The organism is Pseudomonas sp. NUPR-002 (assembly GCF_056322725.1).
On sequence record NZ_CM150476.1, the window covers coordinates 218,215 to 232,093 of the forward strand.

The window sequence follows — 13,879 nt, forward strand, 5'->3', positions numbered from 1 at the left end:
CACAGCTGTTGCTGGTGGGAGCGGGCTTGCCCCGCGATGCTTTTAAGCTTTAAGCGTTTTCACACCTTCAGACGTCCCCAGCAACAGCAAATCCGCCGGCCGCGCCGCGAACAGGCCATTGGTAACCACGCCCACAATGGCATTGATCTGGCTTTCCAGCTCAACCGGGTTGGTGATCTGCAGGTTGTGCACATCAAGGATGATGTTGCCGTTGTCGGTGATCACGCCTTCACGATAAACCGGGTCGCCGCCCAGCTTCACCAGCTGACGGGCCACATGGCTGCGGGCCATCGGAATGACTTCGACCGGCAGCGGGAAAGCGCCCAGCACTGGCACCAGCTTGCTGGCGTCGGCGATGCAGATGAAGGTTTTGGCCACCGCGGCAACGATCTTCTCGCGGGTCAGGGCTGCGCCGCCGCCTTTGATCAGGTTCAGGTGCTCGTCGCTCTCGTCGGCGCCGTCTACATAGAACTCCAGGTCGCTGACCGTGTTCAGCTCATACACCGGAATACCATGGCCTTTCAGGCGTGCAGCGGTGGCTTCGGAGCTGGCCACAGCGCCATCGAAGGCGGTCTTGTGTTTGGCCAGGGCGTCGATGAAGCAGTTGGCGGTCGAGCCAGTGCCGACGCCGACGATGCTCTTGTCGTCAAGCTTGGGCAAAATGAAATCGACAGCGGCCTGGGCGACAGCCTGTTTGAGTTGATCCTGGGTCATGCGGGCTCCGAAGCGGGGAGGAGTATCGTGAAGGCGCGTAGTATAGCGGCTAAATCCTGGGTCTTGCTGTGGTCGCCCGACAAGGCGCTGCGGTAGACTGCCAGGCCCGCCCAACCGCTCAGTGATGCTTTCCCGATGCTCGAACAGTACGTCAAAAAGATCCTCACCTCGCGCGTTTACGACGTTGCGGTCGAAACCCCGTTGCAGACCGCCGGTCAGCTGAGCAAGCGCTTGGGCAACAACATTCTGCTCAAGCGTGAAGACTTGCAGCCGGTGTTTTCCTTCAAGATTCGCGGCGCCTACAACAAGCTGGCGCAGCTGACCGCTGAAGAACTGGCCCGTGGCGTGGTAACCGCCTCGGCTGGCAACCATGCCCAGGGCGTGGCGCTGGCAGCGCGGGAGTTGGGCATCAAGGCGACCATCGTCATGCCCAAGACCACCCCGGAGATCAAGGTTGAAGGCGTGCGCTCGCGCGGCGGCAAGGTTGTACTGCATGGCGATTCGTTTCCCGAGGCGCTGGCGTACTCGCTGAAGCTGGTCGAGGAAAAGGGCTTCGTCTATATCCACCCTTACGACGACCCGCACACCATTGCCGGGCAGGGCACCGTGGCCATGGAGATCCTGCGCCAGCACCCGGGCCAGCTGGATGCGATCTTCGTTCCGGTCGGCGGCGGTGGCTTGATCGCCGGTATCGCTGCGTATGTGAAATACCTGCGCCCGGAGATCAAAGTGATCGGCGTCGAGCCAGACGACTCGAACTGCCTGCAGGCGGCCATGGCCGCTGGTGAGCGGGTGGTGCTGCCGCAGGTCGGTCTGTTTGCAGACGGCGTTGCCGTGGCGCAGATCGGCCAGCACACCTTCGATATCTGCAAGACGTATGTGGATGAAGTGGTGACGGTCAGTACTGACGAAATTTGTGCGGCGATCAAGGATATCTACGACGATACCCGCTCGATCACTGAACCTGCCGGTGCCTTGGGTGTGGCCGGGATCAAGAAATACGTTGAACTCAAGGGCGTCAGCGGCCAGACCCTGGTAGCCATCGACTCCGGTGCCAACGTCAACTTCGACCGCCTGCGTCATGTTGCCGAGCGTGCCGAATTGGGCGAAGGCCGTGAGGCGATCATTGCCGTCACCATCCCTGAGAAGCCGGGCAGTTTCAAGGCGTTCTGCGAGGCCATCGGCAAACGTCAGATCACCGAATTCAACTACCGCTACCATGCTGATGGTGAGGCGCACATCTTTGTCGGTGTGCAGACCCACCCCGACACCGACCCGCGCAGCGCCCTGATCCAGAGCCTGAGCGAGCAGGGCTTCCCGGTGCTGGACATGACCGACAACGAACTGGCCAAGCTGCATATCCGCCACATGGTCGGTGGCCATGCCGCGCGGGTCAGCGATGAACTGGTGCTGCGCTTCGAGTTTCCTGAGCGGCCGGGGGCGTTGTTCAACTTCCTCAACAAGCTTGGCGGGCGCTGGAACATCTCGATGTTCCACTACCGCAACCACGGCGCGGCCGATGGTCGCGTGGTCGCCGGCCTGCAAGTCCCGGATGATGAGCGCCACCTGGTGCCCGCGGCGCTGGCCAAGATCGGCTATCCGTACTGGGACGAAACCGACAACCCGGCGTACCGGCTGTTTCTGGGCTGAGCAGCTAAGCTCAGGACAGTTCACAAGGAAGCAATGACATGGAATACCTGACGACGCTCAAGGTCCTGCACATCTCGGCCACGGTAGTGCTGCTGGGCAGCGCTCTGGGGCTGGCGATCTGGACCTGGTTGGCGCGGCACAAAGGCGACACGGCTGCGGCTAGCCGCCTGACCCAGCGGCCGCTGGTGTTTGTCTGGCTGTTGATGGGCATTTGCCTGGTGAGCATGCCGTTCACCGGCTGGTGGCTGGTCCACCTGATTGGCTGGCCGTTGGGCCAGACCTGGGTGCTGGGCTCCAGCGTGATCTACACCTTCGGTGCATTCAGCTGGTTCTGGCTATTGGCGCGGGTTAACCGCCTGCGCACGGCGCCGACTGTGGGTAATGCCAAATTCACCCTGGCATTGGCGTTGTTCAGCGGCGTGTGCTTCATCGCCATCGCCGGCCTGATGGGCGCCAAACCGGTCTGAACACAACACCTGTGGGAGCGGGCTTGCCCCGCGATAGCGATCTGTCAGTCACATCGCATCGCGGGGCAAGCCCGCTCCTACCAGGTTGATCAGTCGCGCAGGCTGATCACCGGCCAGCCGCGTTTTTCAGCTTCGGCACGCAGCTTCGGATCCGGGTCTACCGCCACTGGATTGACCACTTGCTCCAGCAGCGGCAAGTCGTTCATCGAGTCGCTGTAGAAATGGCTGCCTTCCAGGTTCAGGCCGTTTTCTTCCAGCCAGCGGTTCAGGCGGGTCACCTTGCCTTCACGGAAGCACGGTACATCGGTGCTGCGGCCGGTATAGCGGCCGTCGGCCATTTCGCATTCGGTAGCCAGCAGGGTGTCGACGCCCAGGCGTTTGGCAATCGGCCCGGTAATGAAACGGTTGGTGGCGGTGATGATCACCAGCTTGTCGCCAGCATCGCGGTGCTTTTGCAGCAGCGCCAGGGCCTTGGGCTGGATGATCGGTTCAACGCAGTCACGCATGAAGTCTGCATGCCATTCGTCGAGCTGGGCCATTTCGGTGTTGGCCAGGATCTCCAGGGTGAATTCCAGGTAGGCGTTGAGGTCCAGCTTGCCGGCCAGGTAGTCCTGATAGAACTCGTCATTACGGTTCTTGTAGGCCACCGGGTCGAGAATACCGCGCTCGCACAGGTAGTCTCCCCAGGCGTGGTCGCTGTCGCCGCCGAGGAGGGTATTGTCCAGATCGAATAAAGCCAGGCGCATTTAAGTCACTCGCATAACATCTGAAAAGTCCCACAGAATACGGACTTTTCACATCGGTGCACATAAGGTAAACAGGCGCGTTGCTGGTCTTGTTCCCTTTGTGGAACAATGCCCCAACATGCGTTTGCGAGGTTGCTGCCGTGATCGACCCCGATGGTTTTCGCCCCAATGTCGGGATCATTCTGACGAATGATCTTGGGCAGGTGCTATGGGCTCGCCGGATCAACCAGGATGCCTGGCAGTTTCCCCAGGGTGGTATCAACCCTGAAGAGACGCCAGAGGATGCCTTGTACCGCGAGCTGAACGAAGAAGTAGGGCTGGAACGCGACGATGTTGAAATTCTTGCCTGCACGCGCGGCTGGTTGCGTTATCGTTTACCCCAACGTCTGGTTCGTACCCACAGCCAACCGCTGTGCATAGGCCAGAAGCAGAAATGGTTTCTCCTGCGCCTTGTCTCTAACGAGCAACGGGTGCGGATGGATTTGACCGGGAAACCGGAGTTCGATGGTTGGCGCTGGGTCAGCTATTGGTATCCGCTTGGCCAGGTGGTGACATTCAAGCGCGAGGTTTACCGCCGCGCTCTCAAAGAGCTTGCCCCGCGCCTGCTGGCGCGCGACTGACGACGGAGTTCGACCCCGAGCCATGCTCAATACGCTGCGCAAGATCGTCCAGGAAGTTAACTCCGCCAAGGATCTCAAGACGGCGTTGGGGATCATTGTGTTGCGCGTCAAAGAGGCCATGGGCAGTCAGGTCTGCTCGGTCTACCTGCTCGACCCCGAGACCAACCGCTTCGTATTGATGGCCACCGAAGGCCTGAACAAGCGCTCGATCGGCAAGGTCAGCATGGCTCCCAACGAGGGTCTGGTTGGCCTGGTCGGCACGCGGGAAGAGCCGCTCAACCTGGAAAACGCCGCCGACCACCCGCGCTACCGCTACTTTGCCGAAACCGGTGAAGAGCGCTTTGCCTCGTTTCTGGGCGCGCCGATCATCCACCACCGGCGTGTGGTCGGGGTGCTGGTTATTCAGCAGAAAGAGCGGCGCCAGTTCGATGAGGGCGAAGAAGCCTTCCTGGTGACCATGAGCGCCCAGCTCGCCGGCGTAATTGCGCATGCCGAGGCAACCGGCTCGATTCGTGGCCTCGGCCGTCAGGGCAAGGGCATCCAGGAAGCCAAGTTCGTCGGCGTACCGGGTTCGCCTGGCGCTGCCGTGGGCAAGGCGGTGGTCATGTTGCCACCGGCTGACCTCGATGTAGTGCCGGACAAAAGCGTCGATGACATCGACGCCGAGCTGAAACTGTTCAATAACGCCCTGGAAGGTGTGCGCGCCGATATGCGCAGCCTGTCCGCCAAACTTGCCACCCAGCTGCGCCCGGAAGAGCGCGCGTTGTTCGACGTCTACCTGATGATGCTCGAAGACGCGGCCCTGGGCGGCGAAGTGGTGCAGGTGATCAAAACCGGGCAGTGGGCGCAGGGCGCCTTGCGCCAGGTGGTGGGCGAGCACGTCAATCGCTTCGAGCTGATGGACGACGCCTACCTGCGGGAGAGGGCTTCGGACGTGAAGGATTTGGGCCGGCGTCTGCTGGCCTACCTGCAAGAAGCCAGGCAGCAGACGCTGGTCTACCCCGATAACACCATTCTGGTCAGTGAAGAGCTGACCCCCGCCATGCTCGGCGAAGTACCTGAAGGCAAACTGGTTGGCCTGGTTTCGGTACTGGGTTCGGGCAACTCCCACGTAGCGATCCTGGCCCGCGCCATGGGCATTCCTACCGTGATGGGCCTGGTTGACCTGCCGTATTCGAAGGTCGACGGCATCGACATGATCGTCGATGGCTACAAGGGCGATGTCTACACCAACCCCAGTGATGTGCTGCGCAAGCAGTATGCCGATGTCGTTGAAGAAGAACGCCAGCTGGCCCAGGGCCTGGATGCCCTGCGTGAGCTACCGTGTATCACCCTCGATGGTCACCGCATGCCGCTGTGGGTCAACACCGGCCTGCTCGCCGATGTTGCCCGCGCCCAGCAGCGTGGCGCCGAAGGGGTTGGCCTGTACCGCACCGAAGTACCGTTCATGATCAACCAGCGCTTCCCCAGCGAAAAGGAGCAGCTGGCGATCTACCGTGAGCAGCTGGCGGCGTTCCATCCTTTGCCAGTGACCATGCGCAGCCTGGACATCGGCGGTGACAAAGCGCTGTCTTACTTCCCGATCAAGGAAGACAACCCCTTCCTTGGCTGGCGCGGTATCCGCGTGACCCTCGACCACCCGGAAATCTTCCTGGTGCAGACCCGCGCCATGCTCAAGGCCAGCGAAGGCCTGAACAACCTGCGTATTCTGCTGCCGATGATTTCCGGTATCCACGAACTGGAAGAAGCCCTGCACCTGATCCACCGTGCCTGGGGCGAAGTGCGTGACGAAGGCACCGATGTGCCGATGCCGCCAGTCGGGGTGATGATCGAGATCCCGGCGGCGGTGTACCAGACCCGTGAGCTGGCCCGTCAGGTGGACTTCCTGTCGGTCGGCTCCAACGACCTGACCCAGTATTTGCTGGCGGTAGACCGCAACAACCCGCGGGTTGCCGACCTTTATGACTACCTGCACCCGGCCGTGCTGCAAGCGTTGCAAACGGTGGTGCGTGACGCCCATGCCGAAGGCAAGCCGGTGAGTATCTGCGGCGAGATGGCCGGTGATCCGGCGGCGGCAGTGCTGTTGATGGCCATGGGTTTTGACAGCCTGTCGATGAACGCCACCAACTTGCCGAAAGTGAAATGGATGCTGCGTCAGGTCAGCCTGAGCAAATCCCAGGAACTGCTGGCGCAGGCCATGGGCATCGACAACCCGCAAGTTATCCACAGCTCGTTGCAACTGGCCCTGAAGAACCTCGGGTTGGCGCGGATGATCAATCCCGGGGCGGCGAAGAACCTGTAAACCTATCGCGCGGCCGGTGGGAGCGGGCTTGCCCCGCGATTGCGGTTTGTCTGCCACACCGCAATCGCGGGGCAAGCCCGCTCCTACAGACAGCGTCAAACCTGCAAATCCACCTCCCCCAAATGCCCCCCAAACGGCCCAAAACTGCGCTCCACCAGGCGGCGCCGACCATCCGCTTCGACAATCAACACCGTACTGGCCCGCGTCCCATAGTTCTGGCTGGCGATAAACACACTCGACAGCAAGCGCTCGGTACTCAGCCCTACGCCGGTTTCCGGCAGTTCGCTGTCTGCCGCTTGCAGGTTATCCCCAAGCAGCTCCAGCAAGGTGCCGGGCTGCGGGTCGGATAACTGCTGGGCCAGTCCGGCACGCGCCTTGACCAGTTTTGGCCAGGGCGTATCCAGCCCGGCATTGGACAAACCATAGACACCTTCGCCCAGCAGCCGCACCTGCGCCTCACGGGCGTTCAGGTAACCCAGCGAGTGGCTATCGCCCACCAGCAGGTTGAAGCCTGAATACTGCTGGCTGCGGCTGGCAACGCTATCCAGATAGGCTTCGACGCCTGATTCACCGCGCAGGAAGGCCGCCACCAGCTCGCCCCGTGAGCGGGCGCCCTGGGCCTGCTGTGGGTCGCGAATATTGGTCAATGCAGCAAAGCGCCCCGCCGGACCGACACCCAGCCAGGTGCCACCGGCTTCCAGGTCGCGTCCGGCGTAGACGCCGGGCGCATCGTCCCAGGCGCCGAGCATGCGGCTGGGGCGGGCATAGAATTCATCGCGGTTGGCCGCGACGATCAACGGCTGGGCATGCCCGGGCCGCCAGGCGAAGACGATCAGACACATAGCGGGTTCTCTGCGTTTTTGCTCACTCTACCCATAGCGCCTGGACTGTTCCATCGACTTAATGTGTCTTCACTAGAGCCACAGGCCTCGCTTCCGTTACCATGCCGGACTGAATTTACGGGGGCGACAATGGAATTCGTGCTCTATTTGCTGCTGGGCGCCTGCGCAGGCGTGCTGGCCGGGCTGTTCGGCGTAGGCGGTGGGATCATCATCGTGCCGGTGCTGGTGTTCAGTTTCACCTTGCAGGGCTTCGACGCCTCGGTGCTTACCCACCTGGCGGTGGGGACGTCGTTGGCGACCATTGTCTTCACCTCGATCAATGCCATTCGCGAGCACCACCGCAAAGGCGCCGTGCAGTGGCCGATCTTCATCTGGATGACCCTGGGTATCCTGGTCGGTGCCGGTATTGGTGCCAAGACCGCCTCGGCGATCCAGGGCCCCATGCTGCAAAAGATCATCGGCGTCTTCGCCCTGGTGATTGCCGTGCAGATGGCGCTCGACCTCAAGCCCAAGGCCAGCCGCAGCATTCCCGGTAAGCCTGGGCTGACTGCCGCCGGTGGTGTGATTGGCTGGGCCTCGGCGATTTTCGGCATTGGCGGCGGCTCGTTGACCGTACCGTTCCTGACCTGGCGCAGCCTGCCGATGCAGCAAGCGGTGGCCACGTCGTCGGCCTGCGGTTTTCCGATTGCTGTGGCCAGTGCCCTGAGTTTCATCTGGCTCGGCTGGCACGATCCGCATTTGCCCGCGCACAGCCTGGGTTTTGTCTATTTGCCGGCGCTGGTGGGGATTGCCCTGACCAGCATGTTCTTTGCCCGCTATGGCGCACGTCTGGCACACAAACTGTCGCCCCGCGTGCTCAAGCGCTTGTTCGCGGCGCTGCTGTTTTGCGTCGGCCTTAGCTTTTTGCTTTAACGAGAGGAGTCACCATGCTGCCTTACCCGCAGATAGATCCCGTGGCCGTTGCCCTGGGACCGCTGAAAATCCATTGGTACGGCCTGATGTACCTGGTCGGCATCGGCGGCGCCTGGCTGCTGGCCTCGCGTCGATTGAACCGCTTCGACCCGACCTGGAGCCGCGAAAAGCTCTCGGACCTGGTGTTCTGGCTGTCCATGGGCGTGATCGTCGGCGGGCGCCTGGGTTATGTGCTGTTCTACGACCTGCATGCGTACCTGGCCAACCCAGCGCTGATTTTCGAAGTGTGGAAAGGCGGCATGTCGTTCCATGGCGGTTTTATCGGCGTCATGCTTGCCGCCTTGTGGTTCGGCAAGCGCAACAACAAGTCGTTCTTTGAGCTGATGGACTTCGTCGCCCCGCTGGTACCGATCGGTCTGGGTGCCGGGCGCATCGGCAACTTCATCAACGCCGAACTGTGGGGCAAGGCTACCGATGTGCCGTGGGCCATGGTCTTCCCGCCGTTCAGTGATCCGGCACAGTTGCCACGTCACCCGTCGCAGCTGTACCAGTTCGCCCTGGAAGGTGTGGCATTATTCCTGATTCTCTGGCTGTACTCGCGCAAGCCACGCCCGACCATGGCCGTTTCCGGCATGTTCGCGCTGTTCTACGGCATTTTCCGCTTTATCGTGGAGTTCGTGCGGGTACCCGACGCCCAGCTTGGCTACATTGCTTTTGGCTGGTTGACCATGGGTCAGTTGCTGTGCGTACCGATGATTGTCGGTGGCATCTTCCTGATCTGGTGGGCCTACAACCGTAAACCCACGGCCAAGGCCGCCGTTTGATTTTCCACGGCAGGGGCGATCCCCCTGCCGTCTTTGTTACAGGTAAGCCATGAAACAGTATCTAGATCTGGTCCGCGACGTCATCGAAAACGGCACCCTGCAGGGTAACCGTACCGGGATCCGCACCATCAGCCTGCCCGGCGCCATGCTGCGCTTTGACCTGCAGAAAGGCTTCCCGGCCATCACCACGCGCAAGCTGGCGTTCAAGTCGACGATCGGCGAAATGGTCGGTTTTCTGCGCGGCGTGAAGAATGCCGGCGAGTTCCGCGAGCTGGGCTGCAAGGTCTGGGACCAGAACGCTAACGAAAACGCCCAGTGGCTGGCCAACCCGTTCCGCCAGGGTCACGACGACCTCGGTGAAATCTACGGTGTGCAGTGGCGCCAGTGGCCAGCTTACAAGCGTATTCCGCTGAGCAACCCGGCCGCCATCGAGCTGGCGCAGAGCCAGGGCTTCCAGAAAATCGCCGAAGCGCAAGAAGACGGCGAAGCCTTTGTGGTGCTGTACAAGGCCATCGACCAGATCCGCCAGTGCATCGACACCATCCACAAAGACCCGGGCAGCCGCCGTATCCTGTTCCACGGCTGGAACTGTGCCCAGCTTGACGAAATGGCCCTGCCGCCGTGCCACCTGCTGTACCAGTTCCACCCCAATGTCGAGACCAAGGAAATCTCTCTGACTCTCTACATTCGCTCCAACGACCTGGGTCTGGGTACACCGTTCAACCTCACCGAAGGTGCGGCGCTGCTGTCGCTGGTTGGCCGCCTGACTGGCTACACACCGCGTTGGTTCACCTACTTCATCGGTGATGCGCACGTGTATGAAAACCACCTGGACATGCTCAACGAACAGCTCAAGCGCGAACCGTTGGCCGCGCCAAAGCTGGTGATCAATGAGCGTGTGCCGGAATACGCCAAGACCGGGGTGTACGAGCCGGAGTGGCTGGAGAAGGTCGAACCGAGCGACTTCAGCCTGGAAGGTTACGAGCACCACGCGCCAATGACCGCGCCAATGGCGGTCTGACACCAAACGCTGTGGGAGCGGGCTTGCCCCGCGATGCGGTGTGGCAGACGAACCGCAATCGCGGGGCAAGCCCGCTCCCACAGACAGGTGGTGCAAGACAGTTGCCGCCAGATCAGTAGGTCAGTGGCCGTGGCTTCGGCCTACGTGTGAGTGCTCCGCCTCGGGGGCAGTCACCGCGCCATTGACCTCCAGGTGCTGCAGGATCGAGCACTGCACCTCTTTGGGGTGACAGTGCTGACGCAGCTCCAGCAGTTGCGCCTGCAAGGCCTGCAAACCATCGATCCGCGCCTGTACATGCTCGATGTGCTCGTCGATCAAGGCGTTGACGCTTTCACACTGGTCATCCGGGCTGTCGCGCAGGCGCAACAGGCTGCGGATCTCTTCCAGGGTCATGTCCAGGGTACGGCAGTTGCGGATGAAGGTCAGGCGTTCGACATGGGCCTGGGTGTACATCCGGTAGTTACCTTCACTGCGCGCAGGCTCCGGCAGCAGGGCTTCGCGCTCGTAGTAACGGATGGTTTCCACGGCGCAATCGGTGGCTTTGGCCAGTTCTCCGATCTTCATCTGAAAATTCCTCGCCAGGTTGCTTGACCCTATAGTGGCTACAGGGTGTTCACTTGGCAACAGGACATTTAAGGATGAGCCCATGAACCAGCCTGTTAGCCATACGCCGGGTAAAGACCCCCACGACCACGCCAGTCATGACCATGCCAAGCATGCGCACAGCTGCTGCGCTCACGATGCTGCACCGGCTTTGGTGCAATTGAGTGAAGCCGCCAGTGGCAACGCACGTTTGAGCCGCTTTCGCATCGAGGCCATGGATTGCCCGACCGAACAGACGCTGATCCAGAACAAGCTGGGCAAGCTGGCGGGCGTCGAGCAACTGGAATTCAACCTGATCAACCGTGTCCTCGGGGTGCACCATACCCATGCCGACACTTCGGCCATCGAGCAGGCCGTTGCCTCGCTGGGGATGCAGGCCGAGCCTCTGGCCGAGCACAGCGAGGAACCTGCAGACGCAGCGAAACCTGCGAAAAAGCACTGGTGGCCGTTGGCGTTGTCCGGGGTTGCCGCCTTGGCAGCCGAGGGCATTCACTTCGCCGAGCTGGCGCCGTCGTGGGTCGTGGCGCTGGTGGCGCTGGTGTCGATCCTCAGTTGTGGCCTGGGTACTTACAAGAAGGGCTGGATCGCCCTGAAGAACCGCAACCTGAACATCAATGCGCTGATGAGCATTGCTGTGACCGGCGCGGTGCTGATTGGCCAGTGGCCGGAAGCGGCCATGGTGATGTTCCTGTTTACCGTCGCCGAGTTGATCGAGGCGCGCTCGCTGGATCGTGCCCGCAATGCGATCAGCGGCTTGATGCAGTTGAGCCCGGACATGGCCACGGTGCAACAGGCCGATGGCCAATGGCGTGACGTCGAGGTCAAGGACGTGGCACTCGGCGCGCGGGTGCGGGTGCGTCCTGGTGAGCGCATCGGCCTGGATGGCGAGGTGGTCAGCGGCCAGTCGAGTATCGACCAGGCGCCGATTACCGGTGAAAGCCTGCCGGTAGAAAAAGGCCCGGGCGACAAGGTGTTCGCCGGTACCATCAACCAGGCCGGGGCGCTGGAGTACCGGGTGACTGCGGCGGCCGGGCAGTCGACGCTGGCACGTATCATCAAGGCGGTGGAGGAAGCCCAGGGCGCCCGCGCCCCGACCCAACGCTTCGTCGATCAGTTCTCGCGCATTTACACCCCTGCGGTGTTTGCCTTTGCCCTGGCCGTTGCCGTGATTCCACCGCTGTTCATGGCCGGTGCCTGGTTCGACTGGATTTACCGCGCCCTGGTGCTGCTGGTGGTGGCCTGCCCGTGTGCGCTGGTGATTTCCACCCCGGTAACGATCGTCAGCGGCCTGGCAGCGGCAGCGCGCAAAGGCATTCTGGTCAAGGGCGGCGTGTACCTGGAGGGTGGGCGTAAGCTCGATTTCCTGGCCTTGGACAAGACCGGCACCATCACCCACGGCAAGCCGGTACAGACCGACTACGTGCTGCTCGAGCCGTTGTTCGAAGGTCGCGCCCAGGCGCTGGCGGCCAGCCTTGCCGACCGCTCTGACCACCCGGTGTCGCGGGCCATTGCGGTATTGGCCAAAGAGCAGGGCGTGCCGCTGAGTGAAGTCATGGCCTTCGAAGCCCTTGGCGGTCGTGGTGTGCGTGGCGAAATCGATGGCCAGTTGTACCACTTGGGCAACCATCGTCTGGTCGAAGAGCTGGGCCTGTGCTCGCCAGCGCTTGAAGCACAGCTCGATGCCCTGGAGCGTCAGGGCAAAACCGTGGTGCTGCTGCTCGACAAGTCCGGCCCACTGGCACTGTTCGCGGTGGCCGATACCGTCAAAGACAGCAGCCGTGAAGCGATTGCCGAGCTGCATGAACTGGGTATCAAAACGGTCATGCTCACCGGCGACAATCCACACACGGCTCAGGCCATCGCCGCCCAGGTGGGCATCGATCAGGCGCATGGCAACCTGCTGCCAGCTGACAAGCTCAAAACCATCGAGGCGCTGTACGCCGACGGGCATCGGGTCGGCATGGTCGGAGACGGGATCAATGATGCGCCCGCTTTGGCCCGCGCCGAGGTTGGATTTGCCATGGCCGCTGCTGGCACCGACACCGCCATCGAAACGGCCGACGTGGCCTTGATGGATGATGACTTGCGCAAAATCCCGGCCTTCGTCAGGCTTTCGCGTCAGACTGCTACGATCCTGACCCAGAACATTGTGCTGGCGTTGGGCATCAAGGCGATTTTTCTGGCGATCACCTTCGCCGGGATGGCCACCATGTGGATGGCAGTGTTTGCCGATATGGGCGTGAGCTTGCTGGTGGTCTTCAACGGCCTGCGCCTACTGCGAAAATAGAGGATGTATGTTGAGCTCCGAGTTGAAAGCCTTCTACATGGTTGCCCGCCTGGGCAGCATCACTTTAGCGGCGAAGAAACTCGGGCTCAGCCAGCCGACGGTGACCACGCAGATCCGCAACCTGGAAAGCCAGTATGCGGTGGAGCTGTTCTACCGTGGCGGGCGCCGTCTGACCCTCAGCGACGACGGCGCGCGCCTGCTGCCGATGGTCAAGACGCTGTTGCAGCAAGAGGCGGACATTGAGTTCTTCTTGCGCAACAGCGGCCAGGCCCAGGGCAGTTTGCGCATTGCCGCGACCGCGCCGTACTACATTCTTGATCTGGTGAAGATCTTTCGCGAGCGTTTGCCGCAGGTCGAGGTGTCGGTCGAAATCGGCAACTCCCAGCAGGTGCTGGAGTTGCTGGAAGACTATCGCGTCGACATCGCCGCCTCTTCGCAACTGCTCGAAGACGCACGCCTGATTCGCCGGGTGCTGGGCACCGACCCGCTGGTGGTGGCGGTACACCGCAACCATCCGCTGGCCAATCGTGACTCACTGCCGTTGTCGGCGCTGGCCGGGCACTGCCTGCTGGTGCGTGAGCAAGGTTCCAGCACACGCAAACTGACTGAGCAGATGCTTGAGGATGCTGGGGTCAAAGTGGGTTCGATACTGGAGATTGGCAGTCGTGAGTCGATTCGCGAAGCGGTGTTGCGCAACATCGGCATCAGCATCATTGCCCGCCATGAAGTACCGCATAACCCGGAGCTGCGGGTGCTGAGCCTGGAAGGTGCGCCGGTGATGCATGAGTATCTGTACTGCCTGAAAGAGCGGCGTCAAGCACGTTTGCCAGCGGCGTTTCTCGGCCTCGCCCAGGAAGTCTCAGCCCTGTAGGAGCGGCGGTAGACCCAAAT

The 13,879-nt window shown here is 61.7% G+C and carries 13 protein-coding genes; 9 read left to right on the forward strand and 4 right to left on the reverse strand.

Annotated features, from left to right (window positions below):
- Positions 1-42: 42 nt before the first annotated feature.
- A complete protein-coding gene (gene rpiA / locus ACVWSC_RS00945; RefSeq protein ID WP_133216391.1) occupies positions 43-714 on the reverse strand; it encodes a ribose-5-phosphate isomerase RpiA in 672 nt (223 codons plus the stop codon).
- A 135-nt stretch (positions 715-849) separates the two neighbouring features.
- On the opposite strand from rpiA, the gene ilvA reads away from it, so the two are divergent.
- Positions 850-2,364, forward strand: coding sequence for a threonine ammonia-lyase, biosynthetic (gene ilvA / locus ACVWSC_RS00950; protein ID WP_442111393.1), 1,515 nt, complete (start codon positions 850-852; stop codon positions 2,362-2,364).
- A gap of 38 nt (positions 2,365-2,402) precedes the next feature.
- Positions 2,403-2,831 carry a DUF2269 domain-containing protein gene (locus ACVWSC_RS00955; protein WP_442111395.1) on the forward strand — a complete coding sequence of 143 codons (429 nt, stop codon included), beginning with the start codon at positions 2,403-2,405 and terminating at the stop codon, positions 2,829-2,831.
- 89 nt (positions 2,832-2,920) lie between these two features.
- Here the strand turns inward: ACVWSC_RS00955 and ACVWSC_RS00960 are convergent, their stop codons facing one another.
- Complete coding sequence (locus ACVWSC_RS00960; RefSeq protein WP_442111397.1) at positions 2,921-3,577, reverse strand: histidinol-phosphatase; 657 nt, start codon at positions 3,575-3,577, stop codon at positions 2,921-2,923.
- Between the two features lie 140 nt (positions 3,578-3,717).
- Here ACVWSC_RS00960 and ACVWSC_RS00965 point away from each other — a divergent pair, with 140 nt between their 5' ends.
- Together ACVWSC_RS00965 and ptsP are read left to right on the forward strand one after the other, a co-directional pair.
- On the forward strand, positions 3,718-4,197 hold the full coding sequence (locus ACVWSC_RS00965) for an RNA pyrophosphohydrolase (protein WP_010222140.1): 480 nt from the start codon (positions 3,718-3,720) through the stop codon (positions 4,195-4,197).
- 22 nt (positions 4,198-4,219) lie between these two features.
- The gene (gene ptsP / locus ACVWSC_RS00970; RefSeq protein ID WP_442111400.1) at positions 4,220-6,499 is read left to right on the forward strand and encodes a phosphoenolpyruvate--protein phosphotransferase; all 2,280 of its coding nucleotides are present in this window, start codon (positions 4,220-4,222) and stop codon (positions 6,497-6,499) included.
- A gap of 95 nt (positions 6,500-6,594) precedes the next feature.
- Here ptsP and ACVWSC_RS00975 read toward each other — a convergent pair whose 3' ends face one another.
- Positions 6,595-7,341 carry an NRDE family protein gene (locus tag ACVWSC_RS00975; RefSeq protein WP_442111402.1) on the reverse strand — a complete coding sequence of 249 codons (747 nt, stop codon included), beginning with the start codon at positions 7,339-7,341 and terminating at the stop codon, positions 6,595-6,597.
- A 129-nt stretch (positions 7,342-7,470) separates the two neighbouring features.
- On the opposite strand from ACVWSC_RS00975, the gene ACVWSC_RS00980 reads away from it, so the two are divergent.
- Genes ACVWSC_RS00980 through ACVWSC_RS00990 form a run of 3 tightly spaced genes read left to right on the forward strand, consistent with a single transcriptional unit; the run spans position 7,471 to position 10,098 of the window.
- The gene (locus ACVWSC_RS00980) at positions 7,471-8,253 is read left to right on the forward strand and encodes a sulfite exporter TauE/SafE family protein (RefSeq protein ID WP_442111404.1); all 783 of its coding nucleotides are present in this window, start codon (positions 7,471-7,473) and stop codon (positions 8,251-8,253) included.
- 14 nt (positions 8,254-8,267) lie between these two features.
- Positions 8,268-9,077, forward strand: coding sequence for a prolipoprotein diacylglyceryl transferase (gene lgt, locus ACVWSC_RS00985; RefSeq protein WP_128323223.1), 810 nt, complete (start codon positions 8,268-8,270; stop codon positions 9,075-9,077).
- A gap of 49 nt (positions 9,078-9,126) precedes the next feature.
- Positions 9,127-10,098, forward strand: a complete 972-nt coding sequence (locus ACVWSC_RS00990) for a thymidylate synthase (RefSeq protein WP_476461720.1) — start codon at positions 9,127-9,129, stop codon at positions 10,096-10,098.
- A gap of 120 nt (positions 10,099-10,218) precedes the next feature.
- Here ACVWSC_RS00990 and cadR read toward each other — a convergent pair whose 3' ends face one another.
- The gene (cadR, locus tag ACVWSC_RS00995) at positions 10,219-10,662 is read right to left on the reverse strand and encodes a Cd(II)/Pb(II)-responsive transcriptional regulator (RefSeq protein WP_442111408.1); all 444 of its coding nucleotides are present in this window, start codon (positions 10,660-10,662) and stop codon (positions 10,219-10,221) included.
- 82 nt (positions 10,663-10,744) lie between these two features.
- On the opposite strand from cadR, the gene ACVWSC_RS01000 reads away from it, so the two are divergent.
- Positions 10,745-12,988 carry a heavy metal translocating P-type ATPase gene (locus ACVWSC_RS01000; RefSeq protein ID WP_442111410.1) on the forward strand — a complete coding sequence of 748 codons (2,244 nt, stop codon included), beginning with the start codon at positions 10,745-10,747 and terminating at the stop codon, positions 12,986-12,988.
- 7 nt (positions 12,989-12,995) lie between these two features.
- Positions 12,996-13,859, forward strand: a complete 864-nt coding sequence (locus ACVWSC_RS01005) for a LysR family transcriptional regulator (protein WP_442111412.1) — start codon at positions 12,996-12,998, stop codon at positions 13,857-13,859.
- The last annotated feature ends 20 nt before the right edge of the window (positions 13,860-13,879 follow it).

What these genes read in the sequence shown, in the direction of transcription:
- ACVWSC_RS00990 (WP_476461720.1), top strand. Translation starts at nt 9,127, where the DNA reads ATGAAACAGTATCTAGATCTGGTCCGCGACGTCATCGAAAACGGCACC.
- ilvA (WP_442111393.1), top strand. Translation starts at nt 850, where the DNA reads ATGCTCGAACAGTACGTCAAAAAGATCCTCACCTCGCGCGTTTACGAC.
- ACVWSC_RS01000 (WP_442111410.1), top strand. Translation starts at nt 10,745, where the DNA reads ATGAACCAGCCTGTTAGCCATACGCCGGGTAAAGACCCCCACGACCAC.
- ACVWSC_RS00975 (WP_442111402.1), bottom strand. Translation starts at nt 7,341, where the DNA reads ATGTGTCTGATCGTCTTCGCCTGGCGGCCCGGGCATGCCCAGCCGTTG.
- ACVWSC_RS01005 (WP_442111412.1), top strand. Translation starts at nt 12,996, where the DNA reads ATGTTGAGCTCCGAGTTGAAAGCCTTCTACATGGTTGCCCGCCTGGGC.
- ACVWSC_RS00980 (WP_442111404.1), top strand. Translation starts at nt 7,471, where the DNA reads ATGGAATTCGTGCTCTATTTGCTGCTGGGCGCCTGCGCAGGCGTGCTG.
- cadR (WP_442111408.1), bottom strand. Translation starts at nt 10,662, where the DNA reads ATGAAGATCGGAGAACTGGCCAAAGCCACCGATTGCGCCGTGGAAACC.
- ACVWSC_RS00955 (WP_442111395.1), top strand. Translation starts at nt 2,403, where the DNA reads ATGGAATACCTGACGACGCTCAAGGTCCTGCACATCTCGGCCACGGTA.
- lgt (WP_128323223.1), top strand. Translation starts at nt 8,268, where the DNA reads ATGCTGCCTTACCCGCAGATAGATCCCGTGGCCGTTGCCCTGGGACCG.
- ptsP (WP_442111400.1), top strand. Translation starts at nt 4,220, where the DNA reads ATGCTCAATACGCTGCGCAAGATCGTCCAGGAAGTTAACTCCGCCAAG.
- rpiA (WP_133216391.1), bottom strand. Translation starts at nt 714, where the DNA reads ATGACCCAGGATCAACTCAAACAGGCTGTCGCCCAGGCCGCTGTCGAT.
- ACVWSC_RS00960 (WP_442111397.1), bottom strand. Translation starts at nt 3,577, where the DNA reads ATGCGCCTGGCTTTATTCGATCTGGACAATACCCTCCTCGGCGGCGAC.